The organism is Pseudocnuella soli, assembly GCF_004347775.1.
GTDB classification, from domain to species: Bacteria; Bacteroidota; Bacteroidia; order Chitinophagales; family Chitinophagaceae; genus Flavisolibacter; species Flavisolibacter aquaticus.
In genome coordinates this window covers 485,387-499,339 of record NZ_CP037755.1, presented here as the reverse complement: position 1 = coordinate 499,339, position 13,953 = coordinate 485,387, and the positions used below count along the sequence as shown (strand labels likewise).

The following is a 13,953-nucleotide window of genomic DNA, read 5'->3' as shown; positions in this document are numbered from 1 at the left end:
ATTTGCTTTGCTACTTGCAGGACTTTTATTTTGAGTGCATTACTTTTCCGTCTTTACTGTCTTTCCCAACATTCCGGTCTTTCTTCCGACCTCCGTCTTCCGTCTTCCGACTCATCTTACCATCCCCCCGCCAGGCCTTCTTCCAACGCTTTATCGTATTGCGCTTTATTGAATCGGTAATAAAAGGGCGCTTTATGGGCCACGCCGGTTTTACGTTCGGGCAGTTTTTCCAGCAGTCCAAAATCGAGCATGCGGCGCTGAAAGTTGCGCCGGTCAAGGGTTTGGCCCAGCACCGTTTCGTACAGCTTTTGCAATTCGGGCATCGTAAATTTTTCGGGCAGCAGGTTGTAGCCAATGGGCTGGTAGCGCATCTGCAGGCGCAGGGCTTCCAGGGCGCTGTGCAAAATGGCGTTGTGGTCCAGCATCAGTTTACCCACATCGGCCAGGTTCCACCAGCTGCAGGCGTCCGAAATAGAATCAGGCTGCGGCGCCACTTTTTCGAAAGGCACCAGCGCATAAAACCCGATGGTGATAAAGCGTTGGTTCAGCCATGCCTGCAGGTCCTCGTTTTCGCTGGTCCATTTATTGGCCGCCGACCGCCGCGGCTCGCTGAACACGCGGAACTGTTGCAAAAAAACCTGCTCCAGCCCCGTACGTTCCTGCAACACCCGCGTGGCCGCCGATTCCACCCCTTCCTGCTGCCGCACAAAGCCACCCGGAAGCGCCCAGTCATTGCAGTGTTTCATTTTTAGCAGCAATACCTGCAGCCCTTTGGCATCAAAGCCAAAAACCACGCAATCCACAGAAACATGGGGCAGGTATTCGGTAAAAAAAGAAGGGGCGGCAAGCTCGGTTGGTGACATGGAACAAAGAAAAGCAAACAAACGAATAGCAGAGCATAGAGAAATAACCTAATTTGTTTACATTGTGTAAATTCAACGCATAGGCTGTTGTAGTTTTATTTACCTGTAAAAAAACTGGCAACCCGCTGCCGACGGAATCTGCGGCATGGCGTAAAAACAATAAATTTAGATTCCTCATTTATCCCACATGAAACGATTTGCTGCCCACCACCGCAAGCTGCACTCAGCGGCCCGGTTACTGCTCCTGCCTGCATTTGCTGCTGCGCTTTATTTTGGTTTTGCTGCGTATAAACCACCTCCGGCCGAAGGCACGCCACCCGATGCCAACCGCTTTTCCAAAGTGGCCCTTACCGATGCGGGTAAGCTGGACGAGCCTATGGAAATGACTTTTTTGCCCGATGGCCGTGTGCTTATTGTGGAACGCAAGGGCGGTGTAAAAGCCGTTGACCCCAAAACTGGTGCGGTAAAATTGCTGGCAACCATCCCGGTAAATACGAAATACAAAAACAAACAAGGCCAGCTTCGCGAAGCCGAAGAAGGCCTGATGGGCATTGTGGCCCACCCCAAATTTGCCCAAAACAACTGGGTGTACCTCTATTACGCCGACCCATCCGACAGCAAGCACGTACTGGCCCGGTGGGAACTGAAAGGCGATGACTTGGTTGCTGCCAGCAAAAAAGTATTGATGGAAGTGCCCACGCAGCGCGAAGAATGCTGCCACACCGGCGGTGGCATGGCCTTCGACCAGCAGGGTAACCTGTTTTTGACCGTGGGGAATAACACGGTAAACCCGCAGGTGGGCACCTCCAACCTCGACGACCGGCCCGGCCGCGAAAACAACGACGACCAGCGGGCACCCGGCAACACGGCCGATCTGCGCGGCAAGATCCTGCGCATTCACCCCGAAGACGATGGCTCGTACACCATCCCGGAGGGCAACCTGTTTCCGAAGGGCACACCCAAAACCCGCCCCGAAATTTATACCATGGGCCACCGCAACCCGTGGCGCCCTTCCATTGATTCCAAAACCGGGTTTTTGTATTGGGGCGAAGTGGGCCCCGATGCATCGAACGACAGCAAACGCGGCCCGCGTGGATATGATGAATTCAACCAGGCAAAAGGCCCCGGCAATTTTGGCTGGCCTTATTTCATTGGCGACAACAAACCTTACATCGCTTACAACCACGAAGACAGTTCGTACGGTGCGCCATTTGATGCGGCAAAGCCAGTAAATGCTTCGAGGAACAATACCGGACTTACCGAATTGCCTCCGGCACAACCGGCTATGATCTGGTATCCCTATGGCCTTTCCGACGAATTTCCGATGCTGGGTGCTGCTGGCCGCAGTGCCACCGGCGGGCCGGTTTACCGCAAAGCCGATTTTACAAAAGCCCAACGCCCTTTCCCGGATTATTACGAAGGCAAATGGTTTATTGTTGATTTTATGCGCGGCTGGATCATGGCGGTGAGTATGGATGATAACGGTAATTATAAGGGTATGGAGCGCTTTTTACCGGACCAAAATTTTTCCTCGGCCATTGATATGGATTTTAGCCCCGACGGCGACCTGTATGTGCTGGAGTACGGATCGGCATGGTTCAAAGGCAACGAAAACGCCAGGCTGGTGCGCATTGAATACAACAGTGGCAACCGCAAACCGGTGGTGGAAGTGTTGGCAACGAAGCGAAGCGGAGCGCTGCCGTTTAAAACCCAATTGCTTTCTACCGGCACTAAAGATTATGATGGCGATGAACTAAAATATGAATGGAAAATTACCGGTGGGGGACAAACGAAAATTTTACGCGAAGCCAGCCCGCAACTATCCCTGGCAAAAGCCGGCACCTACAAAGCAACACTGACCGTTACCGATGCACAGGGTGCCAAAAGCACCAAGTCGCTCGACCTGAAAGTGGGCAACGAGCCGCCTGCCGTAAGCTTTGATTTAAGTGGTGCAAACCGAACTTTTTATTTCCCCGGCACACAACTGAAATACGCCGTAAAAGTGCAGGATAAAGAAGACGGCTCGCTGCAAAATGGCAAGATACTGCCGCAGCAGGTGGGGGTTTCTATTGATTACCTGCCCCTTGGCTACGACCAGATTGATGCAGCCACTACGCACCGCGGCACCGACATGCAGGCATTTGCCACCACCGGCCAGATACTGATTGGCAAGAATGACTGCAAAAGCTGCCACATGCCCAACAAGCGTTCGGTAGGGCCCAGCTACCTGGAAGTGGCGCAGAAGTACAAGGGCAAAGCCGGCGCAGTAGAAACGCTGGCGCAAAAGATCATCAAGGGCGGCAGCGGCGTTTGGGGCAACCATGCCATGAGTGCCCACCCGCAACTGAGCACCGCCGACAGCCGCGCCATGGTGGAATATATCCTGGCCATTGGCGATAAAAAAGGGGCGGTAAAATCGGCGCCGGTGCGCAGCACTTATGCCATCAAACCGGCGGAAGAACAAAAAGAGCGGGGCACTTATATTTTGCGGGCCGCTTACCGCGATAAAGGCACCGCAGCCATGACACCGCTGGTGGGCGAAGAAATATTGGTGTTGCGTCACCCTAGCCTCGACCCGGAACTGGCTGATGAAACTAAAGGCTTTAATAAAGTGATCACACCGGGCAAAGCGCTGTACATGGAAGGCAATGGTGCCTACCTGGCTTTTGATGATATTGACCTTACAGGCGTCAATGCGTTTATGATAAAAGCATCGGCTGGTACCCGCGCAGCGGCAGCTGGCGGTGTGGTCGAACTAAGGTTGGACGGCCCCGACGGCACACTTGCCGGGCAAACCGCTGAAATTGCGGCAGGGCAGGCAACAAAGACGATTCAACTGCCGATCACCGGCGCCTCGGGCAGGCATAAATTGTTTTTTGTATTTAAAAACGAAAAGGCCGGTCCCAACCAGGTAATTGTGCAGATCAACAGCATTGATGTGCAGCCCAAGGCAGCTACTTCGGTAACGATGGCGCGGTAAAGGAAAGGCGCTAATTGGAACTGCAGTTGGTTTTTATAAAACTAACAGGCATGTATAGCTGTAAGTGTTATATCGATTGAAGATGTTCAAATTCATCGCCTGAACATTACGCAGTAAAGACAATAAGTTTTAATAAAAAAAGGAAAGCCACCATGCTTTCCTTTTTTTATTGCCGCAGCCACATTCCGTAACATTGTGCTTAACAGAAGAATCATGCAACAACAAATAACACAAATAGCCCTGGTGGTGGCCGATTACGATGAAGCCATTAATTTTTATGTAAACAAACTGGGCTTTGACCTGCTGGAAGATACCGTGCTTTCGGAAACCAAACGCTGGGTGCGGGTACGGCCCAAAGGATCGGAAGGGTGCGGGCTGCTGCTGGCAAAAGCGGCCAATGAAGAACAGTCATCAAGAGTGGGCAACCAAACCGGCGGCCGTGTGTTCCTGTTTTTGCACACCGATAACCTGGACCGCGATTACCAAAACCTGTTGCAGCACAGCATCACCATTGTGCGCCCTCCTTCGGTGGAGGCATTTGGTAAGGTGCTGGTGTTTGCCGACCTCTATGGCAACTTGTGGGACCTGATTGAACCCGCTGCAGGCGATGCATAGTTTTTACATGTATAGTACATGTCGATGCTTTATTAAAATGCGGCAAGCATGATGTTGTGCGCTATGCGTATTGCGACATCGAACGCACAGTTCTGATAACTCAATTTGAATTAAGCGAATTGGCTGGCAGGATAGATTTAGGGGAAACTTTCACTTAAGATTTCAATTTATTGGACCGGCAATACAGGCAAGTATGCCCAGGCACATAGTGCATTATAACAGTACGTTTTTTTATAATATTTTATTATTTTGATCAATCATATTCAATTTTTTAAAACGCAAAACTAACATTCTGAAGCCTGTCATCATTGCTGCGCTTGCTGTAAGCCTTATTGCCTGCAACAGCGACCAAAAAACAACTGCAGTACGCAAAAACACAGACCTTATTCAACAAAATTTGAAAGGAAGGGTCGAGAACCTTGAAGAAATAACTGTAAACCTAGACAGCACCGGACAACTGAAGGCCGATTCAACAGTAAGTACTACCAGCTTTAACGAAGGAGGGTATGTTACAAAATACACATCCAAAGATTCGACAGGACAAACAATCCTTGAACAAACTATATCGCGCAATCCAGACGGAACATTCAGCGAAGCAAAGAACACAAAAGATGGTAAACAGATTTATCGTCTTGTTACGGAAGTAGATGAAAACGGAAAGTACTCTGGCGGCAAAACATACGACTCTACCGGCAAGCAGGACGGCTACTACACAGATCTGAAAACCAATGAATATGGCATCGTATATGCCGGCAAACAGCATTTCATGAACGGCAACATAAAAAGCACTTTCGACATGAAGTACGAGGGAGCAAATTTTGTAGGAGGTGCCTCCACTGACAGTACTGGTAAAATCTCTTACCAGGGCACGGTAAAACTGAACGAAAAAGGCGATCCAATAGAAGAACAATCTACCTCGCGGGAAAATGATTCCATCACGACGAAAAATCTTACCTATAAATATGACAGCTACGACGACAAAGGAAACTGGACACAGCGTACAGCGTATAATGACAAAGGAAAGCCAACTATTATTTTAAGAAGGATATTTACTTATTATAAAGATTAGGGTCAGCACCTCATTGCAAGCGCTATGCATTGAGTTGGCACAACGCTATCACTTCCGCTTTATCGGAATAAGGGAGGGAGTAAAAAATCGTATTGAAAAGAAATATGGGTTGCAATAGTTAAGTAAAGTGTGAACGCACAACAATAGCTTGCCAAAAGAACGGGAGGCGAACTATTATGAGGCGGACAGATAATTTGTAAACGGCTTAACTTAGACCAACAACAGTGCTACCCATGCTGGTCCTTCGGCAAGCGTTTGCTGCATTGTAGTGGTACAATAAAAGACAACCGTATGATACCTCGCATCGCATTGATCACGGGCGGCAGCCGCGGATTGGGCAAAGACATGGCGCTGGCCTGTGCCCGCAAAGGCATGGATGTAGTGATCACTTACAACCAATCGGCCGAAGGCGCACAGGAAACGATTGAAGCCATCAAGATGTTTGGCGGCAAAGCCGAGGCACTGCAACTGAATGTAGGCGACATCGGTTCGTTTGATGGTTTTTTGCAGCTGCTCCAGCAAACCCTGCAACAAAACTGGGGTGTGCAAACCTTCGATTACCTGGTGAACAATGCCGGCCACGGCGGCACTATTCCCATTGCACAAATGACCGAAGATGCCTTCGATAATTTTGTAAACGTGCACTTCAAAGGCGTGTATTTTCTCACGCAAAAAGCACTCAATATCATGAACGATGGCGGCGCCGTTGTCAACATTTCCACCGGTACCACGCGGTTTTGCGTACCGGGCTATTCGGTGTATTCGTCTATGAAATCGGCCATTGAAACGTTTACGAAATACGTGGCAAAAGAATACGGCGGCCGCGGCATCCGCTGCAACGTGGTAGCACCGGGCCCCATCGAAACCGATTTCAACAATGCAGCCATCCGCAACAACCCGCAGATGAAAGGTTTTCTATCGAGCCAAAGCCCACTGGGACGCGTAGGCGAAGCCAATGATATTGGCGGGGTGGTGGCATTTTTGTGCAGCGAAGACGCCAAATGGATCAACGGGCAGCGCATCGAGGTTTCGGGCGGCATCAACCTGTAAAAAAGGGGTTTTGTCGAAAAATAGGCAAACACCATTTGCCGCGGATAAGTTGTTTCCCTTATTTTTACAACCATATCCAACTCCTGCATTTATGAAAAACCCATTTCGTTCAATTTTGAACCTGTGCGCCTTTGGCTTATTGCTGCTGGCACTTTACTTAAACTTTGTAGACCTGAACAAGCCCGAACCTATATCGGTGCGGCAATGGACAGGCCAACACGATACAACACCGCGAGTGACCGTTACAAAAGCGGCAGATTCGATGGGCAAACAGTACTGAGCCTCGAAATAAACAATGTCCCTTCCCCCTAATTAAGCGATACCAGGGAAACCCCGCAGCGATGCGGGGTTTTTCATTTGTGTGATAGCTGAACCACGAAGACACAAAGCAACAAAGAGCCACGAAGGGAAGATTAAAAGGCAAGTAAATTATGCCGTAAAGCGTGCACTTAAAATACCTAGGGTTGTCATGCTGCACTCGTTTCAGTAGTTCCATATTATTGGTAAAATGCTACGCGGAACTCAAAAACCCCAATCGGTATTATCTAGCATTTGCAAAGCGAATCTCTTTGTGCTCCTTCCCTTCTTCGTGCCTTTGTGGCTCAAAATTCCCACCGCAACCTCCTGTACCAAAATGCAGCCTCGAATGCTACCTTCGTAACCTATGGAGAAAAAACTATTTCTGCTGGATGCGATGGCGCTGATCTTCCGGGCTTATTATGCCCTGATCCGCAGCCCACGCGTTACATCGAAAGGAAAAAACACCAACGCACAATTTGGCTTTACCAATACCCTCATTGACCTCATCAACAACCAAAAGCCCACGCACATGGCCGTATGCTTTGAAGGCGGCGAACCGGTGGGGCGCACTTCCGATTTTGCAGATTATAAAGCCAACCGGCAGGAAGCTCCCGAAGACATTTCCGCATCCATCCCCGACATACGCCGCATATTGGCCGCACTCAACATTCCCATGATCGACAGCGCCGGCTTTGAAGCCGATGATGTGATCGGTACCCTCAGCAAGCAGGCCGAAGCACTGGGCTACGATGTGTACATGGTTACCCCCGATAAAGACTATGGCCAGTTGGTAACCGAAAAGGTAAAGATCTATAAACCGGGCTACCAGGGCAGCGATGCCGAAGTGCTGGGGCCGCAGGAGATCTGCGATAAATGGTGCATACAAAACGTGCAGCAGGTAATAGACATGCTGGGCCTGATGGGCGATGCGGTGGATAATATTCCGGGCATTGCAGGGGTGGGACAAAAAACGGCCTGCAAACTTATTGGCGAATGGGGCTCACTGGAAGCCATACTCGAAAATGCCGACAGCATTAAGGGTGCATTGGGCGAAAAGATCCGCGCCGGCCGCGAGGCTGCCATCATGAGCAAACGCCTGGCTACCATCATTACCGATGTGCCGGTTGCGTTTCATGAAGAAGATTTTCGGTTGAAAGAGTGGAACAAGGAAGGGTTAAAAGAAATACTGGGCGAACTGGAGTTTCGCACCATTGGCCGCAGGCTGCTGGGCGAAGACGCATTTGAAAACGCTGCTCCGCGCAAAAGCCGCGGCGTACAGGCCGATTTGTTTAGTGCGCCAACAGAGGAAGCCAATGCCGGTGGTGAGGAAAGCGAAGAGGCTGCCTTTACCGGTGCACTGCGTACAGCTGCCGATACCGAACACAATTACGAGCTGGTAGAAAGTGAAGGTGAGTTTGCCGCATTGCTCGACTCACTGGCAGGTGTAACCGAAATTTCGTTTGACACCGAAACCACTTCCATAGATGCCAACCAGGCTGAGCTGGTAGGGCTTTCGTTTGCCATAAAACCGCACCACGGCTGGTATGTGCCGGTGCCTGCTAACAAAGCGGCCGCCAAAGATGTACTGAATCGTTTTGCAGCCCTGTTTGCCAATCCATCCAAACTATGGATTGGGCAAAACCTGAAGTACGATATGCTGGTGCTGAAATGGTACGATGTGGAGCTGGTGGGCAAAAAGTTTGACACCATGCTGGCCCATTACCTGATTGAGCCCGAAGGCAAGCGCAGCATGGATTTGCTGGCCGAAAAATACCTGCACTACAAGCCCATTCCCATTGAGGAACTGATTGGTAAAAAAGGCAAGGGGCAAAAAACCATGCGGGATGTGGAGCTGGATAGGATAAAAGAATACGCTGTTGAAGACGCCGACATTACGTTGCAGTTGAAGCAGGTGTTTGCGCCGGAGCTGCAAAAAATGGACGTGCAAAAAGTTTTTGATGAAGTGGAAAACCCGCTGGCGCCGGTGCTGGTGGATATGGAGTTTGAAGGCATCCGCATCGACATGCAGTTTTTGCAGGATTACTCCAAAGTGCTGGAAGATGCAGCCCGCAAACACGAAGAAGCGGTGTACGAAGCTGCTGGTGTAAAATTCAATTTGGGCTCGCCCAAACAACTGGGCGAAATACTGTTTGAGCACCTGAAGCTGGACCCCAAAGCCAAGAAAACAAAAACCGGTCAATACGCAACGGGCGAAGATGTGCTGACCAAACTGGCCACCGAACATAAAGTGGCCGACGACATCATGGCGTACCGCGAGTACACCAAACTGCGCTCTACATACGTTGATTCGTTACCGCAGCTGATCAATCCAAAAACGGGCAGGGTGCATACCACTTTTGCGCAGGCTGTGGCCGTTACGGGCCGCTTGTCGAGCAACAATCCCAACCTGCAGAATATTCCCATCCGCACCGAGCGGGGCCGCGAAATACGCAAGGCGTTTATTCCACGCGATGCAGACCACATACTTGTTTCCGCCGACTATTCGCAAATAGAGTTGCGCATTGTGGCCGCCATTTCCGGCGATGAAGCAATGAGCGATGCATTCCGCAAAGGCAAGGATGTACACACCGCCACTGCGGCCAAAGTGTACAACGTAGCCGAAGATGCAGTGACCAAGGAAATGCGCTACAAAGCCAAGAGTGTAAACTTTGGTATTGTGTACGGGCAAGGCGCATTTGGCCTGGCCGAAAACCTGCGCATCAGTCGCAGCGAGGCAAAGGAAATCATCGACAACTATAAGAAAGAATTTTCCGGCGTTACGCGGTACATGGACGAGATGATACAGTTTGCACGCAAACATGGTTATGTGCAAACGGTGATGGGCCGCAAACGCTGGCTGCGCGACATCAACTCGGCTAATTTTACCGTACGTGGTTTTGCCGAACGCAACGCCATCAATTCGCCCATACAAGGAACTGCCGCCGACATGATCAAATTGGCAATGGTGCGGGTACACGCTGCATTTAAACAACATGGTTTTAAAAGCCGCATGGTGCTGCAGGTGCACGATGAATTGGTGTTTGATGTATGCAAAGACGAACTGGAAGCCGTGAAGCCTGTGATACTAGCATGCATGCAATCGGCCATGGAACTGCCCAACGGCATCCCGGTGCTGGCCGAAGTTGGCGAAGGCAGCAATTGGCTGGAAGCGCATTAGGAATTAATGCTGGTGAGGGTTTGAGGAGTAGTCAAAAGGCAAAAGTCAAAAACAAAAAGCGGGCTTGTGGGCTGCCTTTTTAGTAAATGAATTTCGTCTTTTGGCTTCTTCTTTTTGCGTTATGTTGTACGCAGAAATTAGCATAGATGGTATTTTTGTAAATACCAATAATTGGTACCTTAGTGTCAAACCGTGACGCAATGGCAAAGAATACATCAATTCTTTTGGGCGAGTATTTCGATAAGTTCATCAATGACCAAGTGCAAAGTGGACGTTACAATTCGGCCAGCGAGGTAGTGCGGGCAGCACTGCGCCTCTTTGAAGAAGAGGAGCGGAAAAAAGGTGAGCTGGTAAAAGAGTTGGTGAAAGGCGAAAAGTCTGGATTTGTCCATGGCTTCGACAGAAAAGCGTTTGTCAAATCCCTTCACACCAAACATGTGAAGGATGAGATATAAGATTAGTGCTAAAGCGGCAGAAGACATTGAAACCATCTGGCTGTACACTTTTGAGAACTGGTCTCTGGAACAGGCAGACAGGTATGTAGACCTGATCTTTGATGAAATCGAATACTTGGCTGCTAATCCAACTTCAGGAAAAGATTTCAGCCAGGTTCGAAAGAACTACCGTCGCTCCAAGGTAAAATCACACATTGTATTCTATCGACACCTCGAAAACCAAAACGAAATCGAAGTCATCAGGGTATTGCACCAGCGCATGGACATAGAAACCAGGCTCGATGATTAAACACTTGAATAATTACATTATGGCATTCATGCAAGTGTGGCCTGCTATGTAGCTTAACAAAAAAACATCCAATCAACTTTACTATCTTCTTTCCTAAACAAATCTGCATGATGAAAACTGCAATTGCATGCACAATGGCAATAGCGTTGCTAGCCAGCCAGGGCAACGCACAAAACGCCAGGCGCTCTATAGATTTTGAAACATACAATCCGCCTTCATCGCTGGTGGTGCCGGGCAAGGTGGTAACCAAGGCCAAGTTTCCGTTTATTGATGTGCACAATCATCAATACAATATGCCCAACCAAGACCTGCCTGCACTGTTGCGGCAAATGGATACACTCAACATGAAGGTGATGGTAAACCTGAGTGGTCGCGGCTTCCGCAACACCAATGGCGTGTTTGATGTGAACGATCACCAGTACCTGGTAAGTGCTGTGGCCAATGCAAAAAAAGCAACACCTAACCGGCTGGTGGTGTTTACAAATGTATCGTTTGCAGGTGTGGGCGAAAAGGGCTGGGCCGAAAATGCAGTGGCCCAACTGGAAGCCGATGTAAAGGCAGGCGCCAAAGGCCTGAAAGTGTATAAAAACCTGGGTTTTTCGTTTAAAGACACCGATGGTAAAATGCTGCGGGTTGATGATCCAAGGCTCGACCCGGTGTGGGCTGCATGCGGCCGGCTGGCCATCCCGGTGCTGATACATACCGCCGATCCGAAACAGTTTTGGGAAGACACCGACGAACACAACGAACGACTGCTGGAGTTGCTGACCAACCCCGGCCGCAAACGTACCGACACCGATCCTGCGCCCTGGGCCGACCTCATTCAACAGCAGCACAACATCATCAAGCGGCATCCGAAAACCAACTTCATTGCAGCGCATTTTGGCTGGTACCCCAACGACCTGGCCCACTTGGGCACCTTGCTCGATGCCATGTCCAACATGTATGTGGAATTTGGCGCCGTGATTGCCGAACTGGGCCGCCAGCCACGCATGGCCAAACAATTTTTCAACAAATACCAAGACCGCATTTTGTTTGGCAAAGACAGCTGGGTACCGGCCGAATACGCTACTTACTTCCGGGTGCTAGAAACGGAAGATGAATATTTCCCGTACCACAAAAAGTACCACGCATTCTGGCCAATGTATGGTATGGGCTTAAGCGATGAAGTATTGAAAAAAGTGTATTACAAAAATGCTTTGAAACTGATACCGGGATTGGATGCATCGCTGTTTCCGAAATAATGATTACGATAAAAATATGTGCTGGGTTTAGGAAAGGCTATGAAATTGGACAGGTATATGAATATTATTTTAACCCATTGCAAACTCAATAACGGCTTGTCACCACGCCATGCATCAATTCAGAACTTTTAAGATCAGTTACGGTTATTCTGGATTTTTGTTTCTAAAAAAATGATCATCTACTAATTATTCAACGCCTTCAATCAGGCGGGAAGCCTGGTCAGCATGGCGGTTGATATGGAAGCGTAAAAACTCGATGCGTTGCTGAAAATCCATAGGTCCTGAGATGGGGTGAGGATGTGCCTGAAGCCTTAATTCATTTTCTTGCAAATCTTCCCCAAATGCGGCAAGAACTTCCTGTAAGCTGTGTAGCGATGGCTTCCAAAATGATATGTTACCACCAAGTCGGGGCGCAGCCACAGCGGGCACTTGTTCTTTGGGTTGCCATGTCAATGCTATTATTTGTTCAATAGGCATGTCCTTATGGATCGATGCATATGTTCGGTCCATACTGCCCGCTCTAATGGCATGCAGTGTTTTCCACATACCTAAAATGCCTCCCTGTTCGGCCCAGAAAAGATGTTCCGTAATCTCTATGATGTTCCAGACATCAGGCTGTGGTTTCCAAGAAGCTTGTGCTTCGGTTACATTGGCTATGATGTTGAGGTACGAAGTGCGGGCTGTGGCTACTTCTTCAATTAGCTTTAAAACGGTGTTCATTATCGTAGTTTTAGTTAGTGGCAATTAGTAGGTTGGGGTAAATGAGGTTACTCAAAATATAAAATTTCCAACCCTTTTCTAAATGGGATAACTTTCTGAAGCCACGACTTTACCTATAATAACCTGGTTAGCATTATAATTTCAGTATCATTCATCTTCATTGTAGTGAAGCACCAAAGCGAACCTTTGGTTGCAATCGTTAAAAATCGCCCGATCAGTAAAAAGTGCCATCTTACCGGTGTAAAGTGCCACCCTTTCCACGGGTTCATTGGTACCTTTGCGTAGTAAACAGAAAGGGCTATGGCGAAGGCTTCCATTCCGGTGTACGATATTTGTACCATTGATCAACGGTCGCAAAAAGACCTGTTGATTGAGCGTTTTGGGGCCTACCTGCACAAGCATTACCAAAACCTGCACCTGCCGCACCGCCATTCTTTTTTTCACCTGGTGCTGTTTACTTCGGGCCGCGGCACCCACACCATCGACTTTAAACAGTTTGCCGTAAAGCCGATGCAGATCTATTTTATGGTTCCCGGCCAGGTGCACAGCTGGCATTTTGAAAAAGGCGTAGATGGCTATATTGTACATTTCAACGAAGCACTGTTTTCCTCGTTTTTACACAACAGCCGGTACCTCGACCAGTTTTCATTTTTCAGCGGCAATGCAACCGCTGGTGTTTGCCGGTTGCCGCATGCATTGCAGCCGCAGGTAGTGGCTTTGTTCGAAGGCATGCTTGCCGAACTGGCAACGACCAATGCACAACACATCGACATCATCCGCTTAAAATTGCTGGAGCTGTTCATCACCATCGACCGTAATTGTGGTGGCAAAAAAGCGAGCAGCGTGCCGCGGCAAAAGCAAATGTTGCTGCGCAATTTTCAGCAACTGATCGACCAGCATTTCCGCACCATCAGGCTGCCCAAAGAGTACGCGGATCTGCTTTACGTTACGCCCAATCACCTCAATGCACTGTGCCAGGATCTGTTGGGCAAAACCGCCGGTGAGCTGATTCGCGACCGCATTTTGCTGGAAGCAAAAAGGCTGCTCACCAATGCATCAATGACCGTTACCGAAATTGCCTACGACCTCAACTTCCAGGACAATTCTTATTTCAACCGCTTTTTTAAAAAAAATGCAGGTGTTACACCTGAGGCGTTCCGGCAAACATTTTTAAACCAAATAAATTAACG

General features: G+C 49.1%; 12 protein-coding genes. 10 read left to right on the top strand and 2 right to left on the bottom strand.

The annotated features are described in order from the left end of the window. Window positions 1-116: 116 nt before the first annotated feature. Window positions 117-863: an NUDIX hydrolase gene (locus tag EPD17_RS02090; RefSeq protein ID WP_132051353.1), complete on the bottom strand. Its 747-nt coding sequence runs from the start codon at window positions 861-863 to the stop codon at window positions 117-119. Window positions 864-1,050: 187 nt separating this feature from the next. Here EPD17_RS02090 and EPD17_RS02085 point away from each other — a divergent pair, with 187 nt between their 5' ends. The 9 genes from EPD17_RS02085 (at window position 1,051) to EPD17_RS02045 (ending at window position 12,043) form a co-directional block, all read left to right on the top strand. Next, on the top strand, window positions 1,051-3,843 hold the full coding sequence (locus EPD17_RS02085) for a PQQ-dependent sugar dehydrogenase (RefSeq protein ID WP_132051351.1): 2,793 nt from the start codon (window positions 1,051-1,053) through the stop codon (window positions 3,841-3,843). A gap of 213 nt (window positions 3,844-4,056) precedes the next feature. Then, window positions 4,057-4,458 (top strand): VOC family protein, encoded by a 402-nt coding sequence (locus tag EPD17_RS02080; protein WP_132051349.1) that lies wholly within the window; start codon window positions 4,057-4,059, stop codon window positions 4,456-4,458. 397 nt (window positions 4,459-4,855) lie between these two features. Further along, window positions 4,856-5,527, top strand: a complete 672-nt coding sequence (locus EPD17_RS02075) for a hypothetical protein (protein WP_132051347.1) — start codon at window positions 4,856-4,858, stop codon at window positions 5,525-5,527. 291 nt (window positions 5,528-5,818) lie between these two features. Next, complete coding sequence (locus EPD17_RS02070; protein ID WP_132051345.1) at window positions 5,819-6,577, top strand: SDR family NAD(P)-dependent oxidoreductase; 759 nt, start codon at window positions 5,819-5,821, stop codon at window positions 6,575-6,577. A 91-nt stretch (window positions 6,578-6,668) separates the two neighbouring features. Beyond that, entirely contained in the window at window positions 6,669-6,857 is a 189-nt protein-coding gene (locus tag EPD17_RS02065) for a hypothetical protein (protein WP_132051343.1), read from the top strand. A gap of 384 nt (window positions 6,858-7,241) precedes the next feature. Further along, complete coding sequence (gene polA, locus EPD17_RS02060) at window positions 7,242-10,055, top strand: DNA polymerase I (RefSeq protein WP_132051341.1); 2,814 nt, start codon at window positions 7,242-7,244, stop codon at window positions 10,053-10,055. A 200-nt stretch (window positions 10,056-10,255) separates the two neighbouring features. Further along, window positions 10,256-10,510 carry a type II toxin-antitoxin system ParD family antitoxin gene (locus EPD17_RS02055; protein ID WP_132051339.1) on the top strand — a complete coding sequence of 85 codons (255 nt, stop codon included), beginning with the start codon at window positions 10,256-10,258 and terminating at the stop codon, window positions 10,508-10,510. Beyond that, window positions 10,500-10,799 carry a type II toxin-antitoxin system RelE/ParE family toxin gene (locus EPD17_RS02050; RefSeq protein WP_132051337.1) on the top strand — a complete coding sequence of 100 codons (300 nt, stop codon included), beginning with the start codon at window positions 10,500-10,502 and terminating at the stop codon, window positions 10,797-10,799. Before EPD17_RS02055 ends, EPD17_RS02050 begins: the two co-directional genes overlap by 11 nt. Before the next feature lie 107 nt (window positions 10,800-10,906). Beyond that, window positions 10,907-12,043, top strand: a complete 1,137-nt coding sequence (locus EPD17_RS02045; protein WP_240040706.1) for an amidohydrolase family protein — start codon at window positions 10,907-10,909, stop codon at window positions 12,041-12,043. Window positions 12,044-12,229: 186 nt separating this feature from the next. On the opposite strand, the gene EPD17_RS02040 is transcribed toward EPD17_RS02045, so the two are convergent. Further along, window positions 12,230-12,763 (bottom strand): DinB family protein, encoded by a 534-nt coding sequence (locus tag EPD17_RS02040; RefSeq protein ID WP_132051335.1) that lies wholly within the window; start codon window positions 12,761-12,763, stop codon window positions 12,230-12,232. A gap of 300 nt (window positions 12,764-13,063) precedes the next feature. Here EPD17_RS02040 and EPD17_RS02035 point away from each other — a divergent pair, with 300 nt between their 5' ends. Beyond that, window positions 13,064-13,951, top strand: coding sequence for an AraC family transcriptional regulator (locus EPD17_RS02035; protein ID WP_132051333.1), 888 nt, complete (start codon window positions 13,064-13,066; stop codon window positions 13,949-13,951). Window positions 13,952-13,953: the final 2 nt, after the last annotated feature.

Bases quoted from the DNA above. Each gene is read 5' to 3' on its own strand.
- EPD17_RS02050 (WP_132051337.1), top strand. From the start codon at position 10,500: ATGAGATATAAGATTAGTGCTAAAGCGGCAGAAGACATTGAAACCATC.
- EPD17_RS02090 (WP_132051353.1), bottom strand. From the start codon at position 863: ATGTCACCAACCGAGCTTGCCGCCCCTTCTTTTTTTACCGAATACCTG.
- EPD17_RS02055 (WP_132051339.1), top strand. From the start codon at position 10,256: ATGGCAAAGAATACATCAATTCTTTTGGGCGAGTATTTCGATAAGTTC.
- EPD17_RS02080 (WP_132051349.1), top strand. From the start codon at position 4,057: ATGCAACAACAAATAACACAAATAGCCCTGGTGGTGGCCGATTACGAT.
- EPD17_RS02035 (WP_132051333.1), top strand. From the start codon at position 13,064: ATGGCGAAGGCTTCCATTCCGGTGTACGATATTTGTACCATTGATCAA.
- EPD17_RS02065 (WP_132051343.1), top strand. From the start codon at position 6,669: ATGAAAAACCCATTTCGTTCAATTTTGAACCTGTGCGCCTTTGGCTTA.
- polA (WP_132051341.1), top strand. From the start codon at position 7,242: ATGGAGAAAAAACTATTTCTGCTGGATGCGATGGCGCTGATCTTCCGG.
- EPD17_RS02040 (WP_132051335.1), bottom strand. From the start codon at position 12,763: ATGAACACCGTTTTAAAGCTAATTGAAGAAGTAGCCACAGCCCGCACT.
- EPD17_RS02070 (WP_132051345.1), top strand. From the start codon at position 5,819: ATGATACCTCGCATCGCATTGATCACGGGCGGCAGCCGCGGATTGGGC.
- EPD17_RS02045 (WP_240040706.1), top strand. From the start codon at position 10,907: ATGATGAAAACTGCAATTGCATGCACAATGGCAATAGCGTTGCTAGCC.
- EPD17_RS02085 (WP_132051351.1), top strand. From the start codon at position 1,051: ATGAAACGATTTGCTGCCCACCACCGCAAGCTGCACTCAGCGGCCCGG.